This is a genomic window from Pseudomonas sp. ABFPK (assembly GCF_001586765.1).
Taxonomy (GTDB): domain Bacteria; phylum Pseudomonadota; class Gammaproteobacteria; order Pseudomonadales; family Pseudomonadaceae; genus Aquipseudomonas; species Aquipseudomonas asiatica.
In genome coordinates this window covers 300297-313471 of record NZ_LQXW01000023.1, presented here as the reverse complement: position 1 = coordinate 313471, position 13175 = coordinate 300297, and the positions used below count along the sequence as shown (strand labels likewise).

The following is a 13175-nucleotide window of genomic DNA, read 5'->3' as shown; positions in this document are numbered from 1 at the left end:
CGCTCAGAGCTCCTGGCGCAGGTTGTCGGGATCGTGGAACGGCAGTGGCACCACTTTGGCATTGACCATCACACCGCCCTCAACGCGGATCGGGATGTGCATGCCAGGCGTGGCCTGATGGGCACCGGCGTAAGCCAGGCCAATGATCTGCCCCAGGGTTTGCGAGTATTCGCAGGATGTGACGTTGCCGCTGATGTCCGCCCCGTCCAGCACCAGATGCCCCTCCAGCGGCTGCGGGCTGCCCTTGGGCAGGGTGAAGCCGACCAGTTTGCGCTTGAGCGGCTGCGCTTCGAGGATCTCGATCGAGCGTTTGCCGACGAAGAATGGCTTCTTGCGGCCGATGGCCCACTGCATGTCGATCTCCGCCGGGTGGGTCATGCCGTCGGTGTCCTGGCTGATGATCACGTGGCCCTTTTCCAGGCGCAGCAGGCGTTGGGTCTCGACGCCGAACGGGCGAATGCCCAACCCCGCGCCAGCCTGCATCAAGGTATCCCACAGGCGCTCGGCGTGGCGCGCCGGCACGTGCACTTCGTAGCCCAGTTCACCCACAAAGCCCACCCGCAGGATGCGCGCGGCAATGCCGGCCACTGTGCCCTGACGTACGCCGAGGTAAGGGAAGGCCTCGGCCGACAGGTCCACATCGTCACACACCTTGGCCAGCACCTGGCGTGACAGCGGCCCGGCCAGGTTGACCGCGGCCAGCGCGGCGGTGACGTTGGTAATGTCCACATCCAGGCGCCATTGCGCATTCCACTTCAGCATCTGCTGGTAGATGCGGTCGACGCCGCTGGTGGTGGCGGTGACGTAGAAGTGCTGCTCACCCAGCCGGGCGCACACGCCGTCATCGATCACCACGCCATGCTCGTTGGTCATCAGCGCGTAGCGGGTGCGGCCGATGGCCAGCTTGGCGAAGCCAAAGGTGTAAAGGCGCTCCAGCAGTTCGGCGGCGTCGGGGCCGCGCACATCCAGGCCACCGAGGGTGGAAACGTCGATCAGGCCGACCTTCTCGCGCACATGGCGGGCTTCCTCCTGCATGCAGCGTTCGCGGTCCTCGGGCTTGCCATAATAGGCCGGGCGCTGCCAGATGCCGGCCGGCATCATCTTCGCCCCGGCTTCCAGGTGGCGGCGGTGCATGGGCGTTTGCCGGTACGGGTCGAAGGCGCGGCCGGCGACGTGGGCCAGTTTTTCCGCCTGGAACGGTGGCCGGGCGGTGGTCACCCCGGTTTCGCTGATGCTGCGCCCGGTGGCGTGGGCCACCAGGCGGGCGGTCGGCAGCGCCGAGTGGCGGCCCTGGGACGGGCCCATGCCGACCGTGGAGAAGCGCTTGACCAGTTGCACATCGCGGTAGCCGCTGCGCGTGGCGTTGACGATGTCGCGCACTTGCAGGTCTTCGTCGAAGTCGACGAAATCCTTGCCCTTGGGGTGGGGGAAGATCGGCCAGGTGAAGTTGACCTTGGCTTCGGCGCTGAACACTGGCTGCACCGGCGCTTCCAGGCCCAGCGCTGCCAGCGCATCGGCAGCCCCGCGAGTGGCGTCGGCCAGTACATTACCCAGAGCGTGACGGCCGTTCACCGAGCCGGCGATGTCCAGCTCGGCCGGCAGGTTGCTGATGGCGAACTCGTCGCGGTTGACGTCGTAGGCCAGCTTGCCGCCAGCCTGGAACGGCAACTGGTACACCGGCATGTAGCCTGCCGACATGCACAGCAGGTCGCAGGCCAGGCGCAGGCCATGCGGGCCGACCTTGCCCTGGCCGGTGATCGGGCGAATATCCACGCCACTCACGTGGCGCATGCCCGCTTTGTGCAGGGCTTCGTACACGGTGCTGCCCAGGTGCACGGGTATATCGCGGCGCTTCAGTTCGGCGGCCACTGCGGCATCGGCTGGCGCAGCGCGCATGTCGACCACCGCGGCCACGGCCACGCCTTGCTCCTGCAGGTCGAGGGCGGCGAGGTAGCCGTCATCGTGGCCGGTGAGGACTACCGCGCGCTGGCCGGGTTTTACCGCGTACAGCTTCATCAGCCGCTGCACGGCGCTGGTCAGCATGACCCCCGGCAGGTCGTTGTTGCGGAACACAACTGGCTGGTCGAACGAACCGGCCGCCACCAGGCAGCGGCTGGCGCGCACCTTGTACAGGCGCTTGTGCTGGATCACCGGCAGGTAGTTGTCGGTGAACCAGCCGTTGCAGGTGGCGTCCAGCAGCACCTGGATGTTCGGGTGGCCCTCGACGGCAGCCAGCAGTTCCTGGCGCAGGCTGGTGGCGCGGGTGCCGGCAATGTCGAAGCGGGCGTAGGTGAGCGAGCCGCCAAGCACCGGCTGTTGCTCGACAAGCAACACCTTGGCCCCGGCATTGGCCGCGTCCAGTGCCGCACGCAGGCCAGCCGGGCCAGCGCCGATCACGGCCAGATCGACGAACAGATAGGCCTTGTCGTAGTACTGCGGCCTGAAGCCTAGGTCGAGCACGCCCAGGCCGGCCTTCTTGCGGATCAGCGGCTCCCACACCTTCCACATGCCCTTGGGCTTGTAGAACGAGCGGTAATAGAAGCCCACCGGCATGAAGCGCGAAAACTTGCCCAGGTAGGCGTCGCGATCGTGCGCCAGGCTACCGTTGAAGTTTTGCCCTTCGACTACCTGGCCATCGCGGGCGGCTTCCAGGTCGGCCAGCACATTGGGCTCGTCCGGCAGCTGCACCAGGGTGTTGGCATCCTGCCCGGCCATGCTCAGCGGGCCGCGCGGGCGGTGGTACTTGAACGAGCGCGACAGCAGCCAGCGGCCACTGCCGAGCAGGGCGCTGGCGATGCTGTCACCGGCAAAGCCCTGGCAGGCCTGGCCGTCGAACTGGAAGTGCAGGGGCCGCTCGCGGTCGATCAGCAGGCCCATGGGCGCGGGGAGGCGAGTGTGGCTGTTCATCCGGCAATCTCCGGGGTGGCGGCGGGGGTGAAGTCGACGCGGCGGTCGAACAGTTCTTTCGGGTCGAAGGTGCGCAGCACCTGGTCGCTCACGGTGTGGCGTTCGGCCAGGAACCAGTAGCTGGAGGCGTTGTGCAGCCACCACTCGGTCACCACCCCGGCCAGGTTGTCGCTGTTGAACACATAGTCGGCCCATTGCGCATCGCTACAGCTGGCCGGGTCGGGCATGTGCCTGAATTCGCCGCCGTAGGTGAACTCGCTGATATTGCGCGGGCCGTTCAAGGGGCAGGTCAGGATCTTCATCGTCGTCGCTCCTTAGTGGCTGGCCGCGGTGGCGCCCATTTCGTTGACTTGCTGGAAGCGGCTGAAGCGCTCCAGGGCAAAGGGTGCGATCAGTTCCGGCACCTTGCCGCCACTGGCGACCAGCTCGGCCATGGTCTTGCCGCAGATCGGCGTGGCCTTGAAACCCCAGGTGCCCCAGCCGGCATCCAGGTAATAGTTGTGCACCGGCGACAGGCCCATGATCGGGCTGTAGTCCGGGGTCATGTCGGTGATCCCGGCCCACTGGCGCATCAGCTTGGCGTTGGCCATGAACGGGAACATCTCGATGGCGTGTGCCAGCAGGCTCTCCTTGAGGTCTAGGGTGGAGCGGGTGTTGTACAGCGGGTAGGGGTCGGAGCCGCCGCCAAAGACGATCTCGCCGCGGTTGGTCTGCTGCACGTAGCAGTGCAGCGCCGAGGAGCTCACCAGTGGGTCGAGAAACGGCTTGAACGGCTGGGTGACCATGGCCTGCAGCGGGTAGGTGTGGATCGGCGCACGAATGCCGGCCTTGGCCATCAGCAGCGAACTGGCCCCGGCCACGGCCTGCACCACGCAACCGCACTGCACGGTGCCACGGTTGGTCTTCACCGCCTCGATGCGCCCGCTGCGGATCAGCAAGTCCTGCACTTCGGTCAGCTGGTGGATCTCGACGCCGCGCTTGGCCGCCTGTCTGGCGTAGCCCCAGGCCACTGCGTCGTGGCGCGCGGTGGCGCCGTCGATGTGCCACAGGCCGGCCAGCACCGGCAGGTGGCCTGGGTTCAGGTTCAGGCTTGGCACCAGTTCGCGGATCTGCTGGCGGTCGATCATCTCCGTGCGGCCACCGAAATGCTTGTTGACCTCGGCGCGCTGGCGAAAGGCGCGCACGGTGGCGTCGGTGTGCGCGAGGGTGAGCTGACCGCGCTCGGAATACATGATGTTGAAGTCGAACTCGTTCGACAGATTCTGGAACATGCGCACCGATTCTGCGTAGAAGCGCACACCCTCACTGGTGAGGTAGTTGGAGCGGATGACCGCTGTGTTGCGCGCAGTATTGCCGCCGCCCAGGTAGGCCTTCTCCAGCACGGCGACATTGGTGATGCCATGGTACTTGGCCAGGTAGTAGGCGATGGCCACGCCGTGGCCGCCGCCGCCGATGATCACCACGTCATAGCGTGGCTTGAGTTCGCACGGTGGTGGCAGGTCGACCTCCACCGGGTAGTCGGCGCTCAGGCCGTATTTCAGCAGGGCGAAAGGCATGCGGTGCGCTCCTGGTGGGCGGCCTGTTGTTGCAGGTCGAGGGCGAGCAGGGTGTTTTTCATCAGGTAGGCGATGGTCATCGGGCCGACGCCGCCGGGTACCGGGGTGATGCCGGCCACCTGGGGCAGGGCGGCGGCGAAGTCGACATCGCCGACCAGGCGGCTGTGGCCGCCTTCGTCGATGCGGTTGATACCGACATCGATCACCACCGCGCCAGGCTTGAGCCAGTCGGCACCGATCAGCCGTGGCTTGCCCACTGCGGCCACCAGGATGTCTGCCTGGCGACACAAGGCCGGCAGGTCGCGGCTGCGCGAATGCACCACGGTCACCGTGCAGTCGGCCTGCAGCAGCAGGGCGGCCATGGGCTTGCCGACGATGTTCGAGCGGCCGACCACCACCGCATGCTTGCCACGCAGTTCGCCACAGGCATCGCGCAGCAGGCGCATGCAGCCGCTGGGCGTGCACGGGGTGAGCACATCGCGGCCCTGGGCCAGGCCGCCGACGTTCTCGCTGTGGAAGCCGTCCACATCCTTCAGTGGGCTGATCGCCTGGAGCATGCGGTGTTCGTCGATATGGGCCGGCAACGGCAGTTGCACGAGGATGCCGTTGACCTCGGTGTCGCGGTTGAGGCGGTCGATCAGGGTCAGCAGCTCGGCCTGGCTGGTGTCTGCGGGCAGGCGATGCTCCAGCGAGCGGATGCCCACCTCTTCGGCACGCAGCACCTTGTTGCGCACGTACACCTGGCTGGCAGCGTCGGCGCCGACCAGCACCACCGCCAGGCCCGGTTGCACGCCGCCCTGGCGCAGCTCCTGCACCTGCTCGCGTACCTCGGCCAGCACCCGCGTCGCGGTGGCCTTGCCGTCGATCAGCTTGATACCGGGAGTGGCGTTCATTTGAAGATCACCGTGCGGTCGTGGTTCAGGAACACCCGATGCTCCAGGTGGTATTTCACGGCGCGGGACAGGGCGATGGTCTCGGTGTCGCGGCCGATGGCCACCAGGTCATCCGGTGCGTAGGCATGGTCCACGCGCTGCACTTCCTGCTCGATGATCGGGCCTTCGTCGAGGTCGCTGGTGACGTAGTGGGCGGTGGCACCGATCAGCTTCACCCCGCGCTGGTAGGCCTGGTGATAAGGCTTGGCGCCTTTGAAACCGGGCAGGAACGAATGGTGGATGTTGATCGCCCGGCCCGACAGCTGGCGGCACAGGTCGTCGGAGAGGATCTGCATGTAGCGCGCCAGCACCACCAGTTCGGTACCGGTGTCCTCGACGATGCGCAGCAGCGCGGCTTCCTGTTCGGCCTTGGTGTCCTTGCTGACCGGCAGGTAGACGAAACGGATGCCCTGGCGCTCGGCCATCGGGCGCAGGTCCAGGTGGTTGGAGACCACGGCGGTGATCTGCATGTCCAGCTCGCCCTTGGCATGGCGGTACAGCAGGTCGGACAGGCAGTGGTCGAACTTGCTCACCATCAGCAGCACGCGCATCGGCCGGGCACTGCTGTGCAGGCTCCACTGCATGTCGAAGCGCTGGGCGACATCGGCAAAGCCGGCTTCCAGCTGCGGTGTGTCACCCGTGACACCGGTGTTGTAGCGGAACACCGCGCGCATGAAGAAGCGCCCGTTGTCCTCGTCGTCGAACTGCGCCATCTCGCTGATGTAGCAACCGTGCTCGGCCAGGTAGGTGGTCACCGCGGCGACGATGCCGGACACGGCCGGGCAACTGACGCGCAGGATGAAGTGATCGGGAGCGGGATGCATGTCGGATAGGCCTCGTGATGGAGTGGGGCAGGTCGGGCACAAGGGCAAAAGAGGCTTCGCGTGGAGGCGAAGAAATATTTCTTGGTAGGAATATAAATTTCCTTTAGGCGATTTATAGGCGAAGAGGCGGGTGACGGTCTAGAGGTTTGTGAATTTTTTTTGCCTGACAGGAAAGTTTTAGCCGGGACCTGTAGGAGCGGGTTCACCCGCGAATAGGCCGGTACAGGCTATGATTGCTCCATGAGCACTACACCGCCTCTGCGCCAACCTTGCCCCCCTGGCGCCTGCGACTGCGGCCGCGAACACTTGGTCGATCACCCGCAGGCCGCTCAGCGCATCCTCCTGCTGACCCGCCAGGAGGAGAAACGCCTGCTCGACCGCCTGGAAAACCTCAAGGACCTGGAAGACCTGCAACGCCTGCAGCAGCGGATGTATGAAAACCTCGGCATTCGCGTGCACATTGCCCCCGGTTTCAACGAAGTGCGAACCATGCGCGGCATCGTCATCGAACTGGACGACCAGCCCGGGCTATGCCGCAAGACCCGGCAGTCGATCCCGGCGGCGATCCGCCGTGGGCTGGAGCGCAACCCGCAGGTGGCCTTCCGCTTGCTCGATACCCACGACCTGTTGCGGGATACCTGAAGACCGCGTCAGCCCCACTAATTTTTTCGCCGCACGCCACGTCTACTTGAAGGCCCCCCTGCGCCAGGCGCGCAGCAGCACCCATCACTCAAGGAGACAGGCAATGACTTCCGTTTTCGACCGCGACGATATCCAGTTCCAGGTAGTGGTCAACCACGAAGAGCAATACTCGATCTGGCCCGACTACAAAGCCATCCCCAACGGCTGGCGTGCCGTAGGCAAGAGCGGCCTGAAGAAGGACTGCCTGGCCTACATCGATGAAGTCTGGACCGACATGCGCCCGCTGAGCCTGCGCCAGAAAATGGCCGAAGCCGCCGCCCAGTGACTGCATTGAACCTGCTGTGCCTGCCGTATTCCGGGGCCAGCGCCATGGTCTACAGCCGCTGGCGGCGCAAGCTGCCGACGTGGCTGCAGGTACGCCCGGTGGAACTTCCCGGGCGTGGTGCGCGCATGGCCGAGCCACTGCACACCGACATGCAGGCCCTGGCCCGGCAACTGGCCGCCGAACAGCGCCTGGCGGCCAGCACCCCCTACGCGCTGCTCGGCCATAGCCTGGGCGCCTTGCTGGCCTTCGAGTTGGCCCATGAGCTGCAAGCGCTGGGCTGCCCGGCGCCACTGGCCCTGTTTGCCTGCGGTACTGCAGCGCCGACCCGGCGCGAGGATTACGACGGCAAGAACTGGCGCGAGCCCAAGAGCGATGCCGAGTTGATCGGCGAGTTGCGCGAGCTTCAGGGCACGCCCGAGGAAGTGCTGGCCAACGCCGAGCTGATGAGCCTGACCTTGCCCACCCTGCGCGCCGACTTCCTGCTGTGTGGTACCTACGCCTACCGCCAGCGGCCGGCCTTGCAGTGCCCGCTGCACGTGTTGGGCGGCATGCAGGACCGCGCCAGTGACGAGCAGTTGCAGGCCTGGCGCAAGGAAACCCTCGGGGCGTTCTCGCTGCAGATGTTCCCAGGCGGCCACTTCTTCATCCATGAGCATGAGGACCGGGTGCTCGCTGCACTCACCGCGTCGCTGCAACCGCTTCGGCTGTCCGCCTGATTGACGTCACCGCTTGCCTGGGGGAGGCTAGGCCTTTTCCCAGGCAAGAGGCAGACAATGCTGATCGATCCCCACAAGGCCACGCTGCTGGTCGTCGACATCCAGGAAAAACTCATTGGCGCCATGAGCGACCCTGAAGGCACCCGCGCGCGGGCCCGATGGCTGCTGGCAGCGACGAACGAGCTGGAACTGCCGACGGTGATTTCCGAGCAGTACCCCAAAGGCCTGGGCCATACCCTGGCCGAACTGCTGGCCGCAGCGCCGGCCGCCGAGGTGGTGGAGAAAAGCCATTTTTCCTGCGTGGCCGCCGAGTGCCTGCCAGCAAGTTTGATGGCGCGTGAGCAAGTGATTGTCTGTGGCATGGAAACCCACGTGTGTGTGCTGCAGACCGTGCTCGGCCTGCTGGCGCTGGGCAAGCAGGTGTTCGTGGTCGAGGATGCCTGCGACAGCCGTACCCCGGCGAGCAAGGCCGCAGGGCTGGCGCGCATGCGGGCCGCGGGGGCGCAGGTGGTGACCCGCGAAATGGTTCTGTTCGAGCTCATGGGCAGTGCCAGCCACCCGCTGTTCCGGCACATCAGCAAGACCTACCTGGTCGGTGAACAGCCCTGAACGGCCGGTTACTGGCTGCCGGGTTGATGGCCCTGGCGCTGCTGCAAGGTTGCGCCGGGCGTCGTGAGGAAGCGCTCGAGACGGACCCGGCCAAGGTCCGCGCCCAACTGCTGCGGCTGTTACCCGCCCAGGCCAAGGACCGCGAGGGCTGGGCCCGGGACATTCAGGTGGCGTTCGAGGCCCAGCGAATTGCCCCCAGCAAGAGCAACCTGTGCGCGGTGCTGGCGGTGACCGAGCAGGAGTCGACCTTCAATGCCGACCCGCAAGTGCCCAACCTGGGGCGTATCGCCCGAGAGGAAATCGACCGCCGCGCTGCGCGCCTGCACATCCCCAAGCTGCTGGTCGACGGTGCACTGAAGGCGCCGTCGGGTAATGGCAAGAGCTACCAGCAACGTTTGCAGGCGGTGCGCAGCGAGAAGCAGCTGAGCGAACTGTACGACGAAGTCATCGCTCGCGTACCGCTGGGCAAGACCTTGCTGGGCGGGCTGAACCCGGTGCATACCGGTGGGCCGATGCAGGTCAGCATCGACTTTGCCGAAAAGCATGCGCGGGATTACCCCTACAGCCACGACGGCAGCATTCGCCAGGAAGTGTTCACCCGGCGCGGCGGCATGTATTTCGGTATCGCCCACTTGCTGGGCTATTCGGCCAACTACGATCGCCAGCTGTACCGCTTTGCCGATTTCAACGCGGGCTGGTACGCCAGCCGCAATGCGGCATTTCAGGCGGCACTGAGCAAGGTGACGGGGGTGACGCTGGCGCTGGATGGCGACCTGGTGGCGCCGGGCTCGATCATGCCCGGGACCACTGAAAAGGCGGCACGCAAACTGGGAGGAAAGTTGGGCCTGCGCAACCCGCAGATTCGCAGCCAGCTGGAGGAGGGCGATAGCTTGGCCTTCGAGGACAGCGAGCTGTACAGCGGGGTGTTTGCCCTTGCTGATGCCGCGGCCGGCAAGCCGGTGCCACGGGCGGTGCTGCCGGGGATTCAGCTGAAAAGCCCGAAGATCACCCGCAAGCTGACCACGGCGTGGTTTGCCGGGCGGGTTGATGAGCGTTATCAGCGGTGCATGAAGCGTTAATGGTGGCCTGGCTGTCGAGCGCGGTCCTGTAGGAGCGGCCTTGTGTCGCGATGGGCTGCGCAGCAGCCCCAAGATTGTGCATCACCGCTGAACCCTTGGGGCTGCTGCGCAGCCCATCGCGACACAAGGCCGCTCCTACACAGGGACCGTGCAGGCCTGTGGGACTGCGAGGAGAACATCAGCTTTCGCCCAGGGCGGCAACTACCTGATCCACACTGGCCTTCAATCCGGCAAGTGCATCCTCAGGGTCACTCTCCACCACCACCAGCTTCGCCCCGGACGCCTTGATCACCTCGGCCACAGCCGCTTCCGGCTGCCGATGGTCCAGCACCAGCGCCACATCCTGCGCTTTCAGGTTGTCCCCCAGCGCCTTCAGCGCAGTCGCATCCCACTCGGCTGGCAGCGGCTGCTCGACCATGTCCAGGTTCAACCCGCTGGCCAGATAACCCAGCCGTTCCGACAGGCTCACCACCGTCAGGTTGTCGACCTTGGCCAAGCGTGTCTGGCTGCTGGCCGAAAGCTCCAGCAACTGGCGTTTGAGCCCGGCCAGGTTGCCCTGGATCTGCGCCTTGTCGCCCGGCGCCAACCGCTCCAGGTCATTGGCTACCACATCGGCCATGCGCCCGAAGTTGGTCGGGTTGAGCCAGGGGTATGCGCCATAGGCCTCGTCGCCGCTCACCGCTATGCCCGGCAGCGCGCCATCCACTGGCCGTGCGGCGTCGATTTCGACGATCCGGATATTGCTACGCCGGGCCATCGGGTACAGCGGGTCGTCACGCCAGATCGAGCGCACGCCGATCACCGCGTCGGCCTGCTGCGCGGCCTTGTGCAGGCTGGCGCCACCGCGACCGCTGAAATAGGAAGGCTGGCGGCTGGCAGGCAGGTTGGCGGGTGCTGCACGCTTGAGCTGCACCTTGGTGCCTTCGAGCAAGGCGCTGGCCAGGCTGTGGGTGACGGGCAGGGTGGTCAGCACTTGCGTGGCGAAAGACAGCGACGGCAGGCCGGCCAGGGCCAGCGCCAGGGTCAGGCGTTTCAGGTTCATGCCGGGTTTCCTTGCAGGCGGGGGACGAGGGCGCGGGCCAGCGCCGCCAGGGCGAAGCAGATGCCGGCGACCAGGATGATCGCGGCGCCGGACGGCACCGGCAGGTCGAAAACGATCGGCAGCAGGATGCCCAGCAGCGTGCTCAGCGTGGCGATCAGCACCGACAGGAAGAAAAAGCCCTTCAGCGACTGGCTGACCAGGCGTGCGGCGGCAGCGGGGATCACCAGCAGCGCCCCGACCAGGATGGCCCCGATCACCTTCACCGAGGCCACGGTGACCAGGGTCACCAGCACCACGAACAGGTAGTCCAGGGTTTTCACCGCCACCCCGCGCACGGCTGCCAGCTGTGGGTTGAAACTGGCCAGCATGATGCGGTTGTACAGCGGCACTGCCAATGCCAGCACCAGCACCGCGACGATGCCCAGCACCACCAGGTCCTGGCCTCTGACGGTCAGCACCGAGCCGAACAGCACGTTCTCGAGGATGTGCACGTTGATCTTGCCCGCCAGCATCAGCAGCAGGCTGGCACCCAGCGCCAGCGAAACAGAGAGGAATACGCCGATCAGCGTGTCCGGCGACAGCCCGGTGCGGTTGCGCAGGAAGTTGAGCAAGATGCCGAACAGCAGGCAGTAGCCGAACAGGCTGCCGTAGGGGCCGGTGTAGGGCTCGCCCAGCAGGATGCCGATGGCCACGCCGGTCAGTGCGGCATGGCCGACCGCTTCGGAGAAGAAGGCAAAGCGCTTGACCACCACCAGGGTACCCAGGCCGCCCAGCACCGGCCCGATCATCAAACCGGCCAGCAGAGCGTTGACCACGAAGCCGTAGGCCAGCGCCTCGGGCAGGTAGCCGGCAGTGGCCCAGTCCTGGACCGTTTGCCGAAAGATTTCGAAACTCATCAGGCAAGGCTCTCGCTACGCGGGTGAACGGAGAACAGGCCGAGCAGGCGCTCCGGGGTCAGGGCCTGGGCGGGCGGGGCGTCGAACAGTACCTGGCGGCTCAGGCCGGTAACTCGGTCGGCCAGACGCATCACGGCTTCCAGGTCATGTTCGATCCACAGCACGGTGGTGCCGGCCTGGCGCCAACCCTGCAGCAGTTGTTCGAACACCTGGATGCCGGCTTCATCCAGGGCCGACATCGGTTCGTCCAGCACCAACAGTTGCGGCTCGGGGATCAGGCCCTGGGCCAGCAGCACGCGTTGGCGTTCGCCACCGGAAAGTGCGCCCATGCGCCGTTTGCGCTTGTCGAGCATGCCGACCCGCGCCAAGGCTGCGTCGATGGCCGGCTGCACACGGCGCGACAGGCCGAGGAAGGCAGGGCGGCGCTGGCACATGGCAGCCATGAAATCGTCCACGGTCATCGGCAGGCCACGGTCGAACTCCAGCGCCTGCGGCACATAGCCGATCACTTCGCGTTCGCCGGGCCAGTGCAGGGTCAGCTGGCCCTGGTGCGGCATCTGCCCGAGCAGGGTCTTGATCAGCGAACTCTTGCCGCCGCCGTTGGGGCCGACGATGGCATGCACGTTGCCGGCGGCGATGTTGAAGCTGACCTGTTCGAGGATGCGGGTGCGGCCCAGGGTGAGGTCGATGCCGGCGAACTCGATGCGCGGCCCGCAGGCTGTCACCAGGTTGGCGGCGGCGGTCATGCGCGGTTCTCCTGGATGGCGCGGACCACGGTGTCGAGGTTGCGCTTCATCTCCACTTCGTACTTGTCCTTGGTGTATTCGCCGTAGGAGATGTGCGTAAGCGGGTACAGGCGCACGCCGGATTCACGCTGGATGGTTTCGACATAGGCCGACGGGAAGTCCATTTCCGAGAAGATCACCCGCACGTCCAGCGTCTTGAGCTGGTCGATGGTCTTCTTCAGCTGGGCCGGGCTGGGTTCGATGCCATGGGCTGGCTCGACCACCGCAGTCACCTCCAGGCCGAAGTCACGTACCAGGTAGTCGTAGGCGGCATGGATGGTGGCGACCCGGAAGGTGGCGCTGGGCGCCTCGGTGACCTTGGCCAGTGCTTCGGCACGCAGTGCTCGCAGGCGCTTGGCATAGGCGCGGGCGTTTTGCGTGTACAGCTTGGCGTTGTTCGGGTCGAGCTTGCCCAGTTCGCGGGCGATGTTGTTGACCTGGGCGATGGTGGTGCTGATCGACAGGAAGGTGTGCGGGTTGACCACCTTGCCGGCGCCACGGGCGGCAATGCCGGTGGCCGCCAGCAAGGGTACGTTCTGGTTGGCCTCGATGGTGTTGATGCCGGGCTTTTCGCTGGCGGCGATCATGCGGTCGGCGAAATCGTCATGGCCAACGCCGTTGAGCACCACCACGTCCAGGGTGCCGATGCGCTTTATGTCCTCGGCCCGTGGCTCGTAGGCATGGGGGTTGAACCCCGCCGGAATCAGCGGCACCACTTCGGCCTTGTCGCCGACGATGTTGCTCACATAGCTGTAGTAGGGGTGCAGGGTAATGCCGATACGCAGGGGCTTGCCGTTATCGGCCAGGGCCTGTGCCGGCAGGGCAAGGGCCAGGAGCAGGGCGAGGGCGGAGCGGAGCATGG

General features: G+C 65.9%; 14 protein-coding genes. 5 read left to right on the top strand and 9 right to left on the bottom strand.

Going from position 1 to position 13175, the window contains the following annotated elements:
- Positions 1–3 precede the first annotated feature (3 nt).
- Genes WM94_RS16690 through purU form a run of 5 tightly spaced genes read right to left on the bottom strand, consistent with a single transcriptional unit; the run spans position 4 to position 6219 of the window.
- Positions 4–2907, bottom strand: a complete 2904-nt coding sequence (locus WM94_RS16690; RefSeq protein WP_061551735.1) for a 2Fe-2S iron-sulfur cluster-binding protein — start codon at positions 2905–2907, stop codon at positions 4–6.
- Positions 2904–3209, bottom strand: coding sequence for a sarcosine oxidase subunit delta (locus tag WM94_RS16685; RefSeq protein WP_013973145.1), 306 nt, complete (start codon positions 3207–3209; stop codon positions 2904–2906). Before WM94_RS16685 ends, WM94_RS16690 begins: the two co-directional genes overlap by 4 nt.
- Positions 3210–3221: 12 nt before the next feature.
- Complete coding sequence (locus tag WM94_RS16680; RefSeq protein WP_061551734.1) at positions 3222–4463, bottom strand: FAD-dependent oxidoreductase; 1242 nt, start codon at positions 4461–4463, stop codon at positions 3222–3224.
- A complete protein-coding gene (folD, locus tag WM94_RS16675; RefSeq protein WP_061551733.1) occupies positions 4445–5356 on the bottom strand; it encodes a bifunctional methylenetetrahydrofolate dehydrogenase/methenyltetrahydrofolate cyclohydrolase FolD in 912 nt (303 codons plus the stop codon). The genes WM94_RS16680 and folD overlap by 19 nt, the downstream gene beginning before the upstream one ends.
- Entirely contained in the window at positions 5353–6219 is an 867-nt protein-coding gene (gene purU, locus WM94_RS16670) for a formyltetrahydrofolate deformylase (protein ID WP_013973142.1), read from the bottom strand. Before purU ends, folD begins: the two co-directional genes overlap by 4 nt.
- 240 nt (positions 6220–6459) lie before the next feature.
- Here purU and WM94_RS16665 point away from each other — a divergent pair, with 240 nt between their 5' ends.
- From WM94_RS16665 to WM94_RS16645, 5 genes are all read left to right on the top strand, one after another.
- Entirely contained in the window at positions 6460–6861 is a 402-nt protein-coding gene (locus tag WM94_RS16665) for a hypothetical protein (RefSeq protein WP_015270832.1), read from the top strand.
- A gap of 103 nt (positions 6862–6964) precedes the next feature.
- Complete coding sequence (locus WM94_RS16660; protein WP_003256222.1) at positions 6965–7186, top strand: MbtH family protein; 222 nt, start codon at positions 6965–6967, stop codon at positions 7184–7186.
- Positions 7183–7902, top strand: a complete 720-nt coding sequence (locus WM94_RS16655; RefSeq protein WP_025338668.1) for a thioesterase II family protein — start codon at positions 7183–7185, stop codon at positions 7900–7902. Before WM94_RS16660 ends, WM94_RS16655 begins: the two co-directional genes overlap by 4 nt.
- 57 nt (positions 7903–7959) lie before the next feature.
- Complete coding sequence (locus WM94_RS16650; RefSeq protein WP_015270830.1) at positions 7960–8511, top strand: hydrolase; 552 nt, start codon at positions 7960–7962, stop codon at positions 8509–8511.
- Between the two features lie 26 nt (positions 8512–8537).
- On the top strand, positions 8538–9590 hold the full coding sequence (locus tag WM94_RS16645) for a DUF1615 domain-containing protein (protein WP_061551732.1): 1053 nt from the start codon (positions 8538–8540) through the stop codon (positions 9588–9590).
- Between the two features lie 178 nt (positions 9591–9768).
- Here WM94_RS16645 and WM94_RS16640 read toward each other — a convergent pair whose 3' ends face one another.
- The 4 genes from WM94_RS16640 to WM94_RS16625 are packed head-to-tail and all read right to left on the bottom strand — an operon-like array spanning position 9769 to position 13173.
- Positions 9769–10632: a metal ABC transporter solute-binding protein, Zn/Mn family gene (locus tag WM94_RS16640; protein ID WP_061551731.1), complete on the bottom strand. Its 864-nt coding sequence runs from the start codon at positions 10630–10632 to the stop codon at positions 9769–9771.
- Complete coding sequence (locus WM94_RS16635; RefSeq protein WP_061551730.1) at positions 10629–11528, bottom strand: metal ABC transporter permease; 900 nt, start codon at positions 11526–11528, stop codon at positions 10629–10631. The genes WM94_RS16640 and WM94_RS16635 overlap by 4 nt, the downstream gene beginning before the upstream one ends.
- A complete protein-coding gene (locus WM94_RS16630; protein ID WP_061551729.1) occupies positions 11528–12274 on the bottom strand; it encodes a metal ABC transporter ATP-binding protein in 747 nt (248 codons plus the stop codon). Before WM94_RS16630 ends, WM94_RS16635 begins: the two co-directional genes overlap by 1 nt.
- Positions 12271–13173, bottom strand: a complete 903-nt coding sequence (locus WM94_RS16625) for a metal ABC transporter substrate-binding protein (protein WP_061551728.1) — start codon at positions 13171–13173, stop codon at positions 12271–12273. The genes WM94_RS16630 and WM94_RS16625 overlap by 4 nt, the downstream gene beginning before the upstream one ends.
- Positions 13174–13175 lie beyond the last annotated feature (2 nt).

Excerpts from the sequence above, each read along its gene's own strand:
- WM94_RS16690 (WP_061551735.1), bottom strand. The coding sequence starts at position 2,907 with ATGAACAGCCACACTCGCCTCCCCGCGCCCATGGGCCTGCTGATCGAC.
- WM94_RS16685 (WP_013973145.1), bottom strand. The coding sequence starts at position 3,209 with ATGAAGATCCTGACCTGCCCCTTGAACGGCCCGCGCAATATCAGCGAG.
- WM94_RS16680 (WP_061551734.1), bottom strand. The coding sequence starts at position 4,463 with ATGCCTTTCGCCCTGCTGAAATACGGCCTGAGCGCCGACTACCCGGTG.
- folD (WP_061551733.1), bottom strand. The coding sequence starts at position 5,356 with ATGAACGCCACTCCCGGTATCAAGCTGATCGACGGCAAGGCCACCGCG.
- purU (WP_013973142.1), bottom strand. The coding sequence starts at position 6,219 with ATGCATCCCGCTCCCGATCACTTCATCCTGCGCGTCAGTTGCCCGGCC.
- WM94_RS16665 (WP_015270832.1), top strand. The coding sequence starts at position 6,460 with ATGAGCACTACACCGCCTCTGCGCCAACCTTGCCCCCCTGGCGCCTGC.
- WM94_RS16660 (WP_003256222.1), top strand. The coding sequence starts at position 6,965 with ATGACTTCCGTTTTCGACCGCGACGATATCCAGTTCCAGGTAGTGGTC.
- WM94_RS16650 (WP_015270830.1), top strand. The coding sequence starts at position 7,960 with ATGCTGATCGATCCCCACAAGGCCACGCTGCTGGTCGTCGACATCCAG.
- WM94_RS16645 (WP_061551732.1), top strand. The coding sequence starts at position 8,538 with ATGGCCCTGGCGCTGCTGCAAGGTTGCGCCGGGCGTCGTGAGGAAGCG.
- WM94_RS16640 (WP_061551731.1), bottom strand. The coding sequence starts at position 10,632 with ATGAACCTGAAACGCCTGACCCTGGCGCTGGCCCTGGCCGGCCTGCCG.
- WM94_RS16635 (WP_061551730.1), bottom strand. The coding sequence starts at position 11,528 with ATGAGTTTCGAAATCTTTCGGCAAACGGTCCAGGACTGGGCCACTGCC.
- WM94_RS16630 (WP_061551729.1), bottom strand. The coding sequence starts at position 12,274 with ATGACCGCCGCCGCCAACCTGGTGACAGCCTGCGGGCCGCGCATCGAG.
- WM94_RS16625 (WP_061551728.1), bottom strand. The coding sequence starts at position 13,173 with ATGCTCCGCTCCGCCCTCGCCCTGCTCCTGGCCCTTGCCCTGCCGGCA.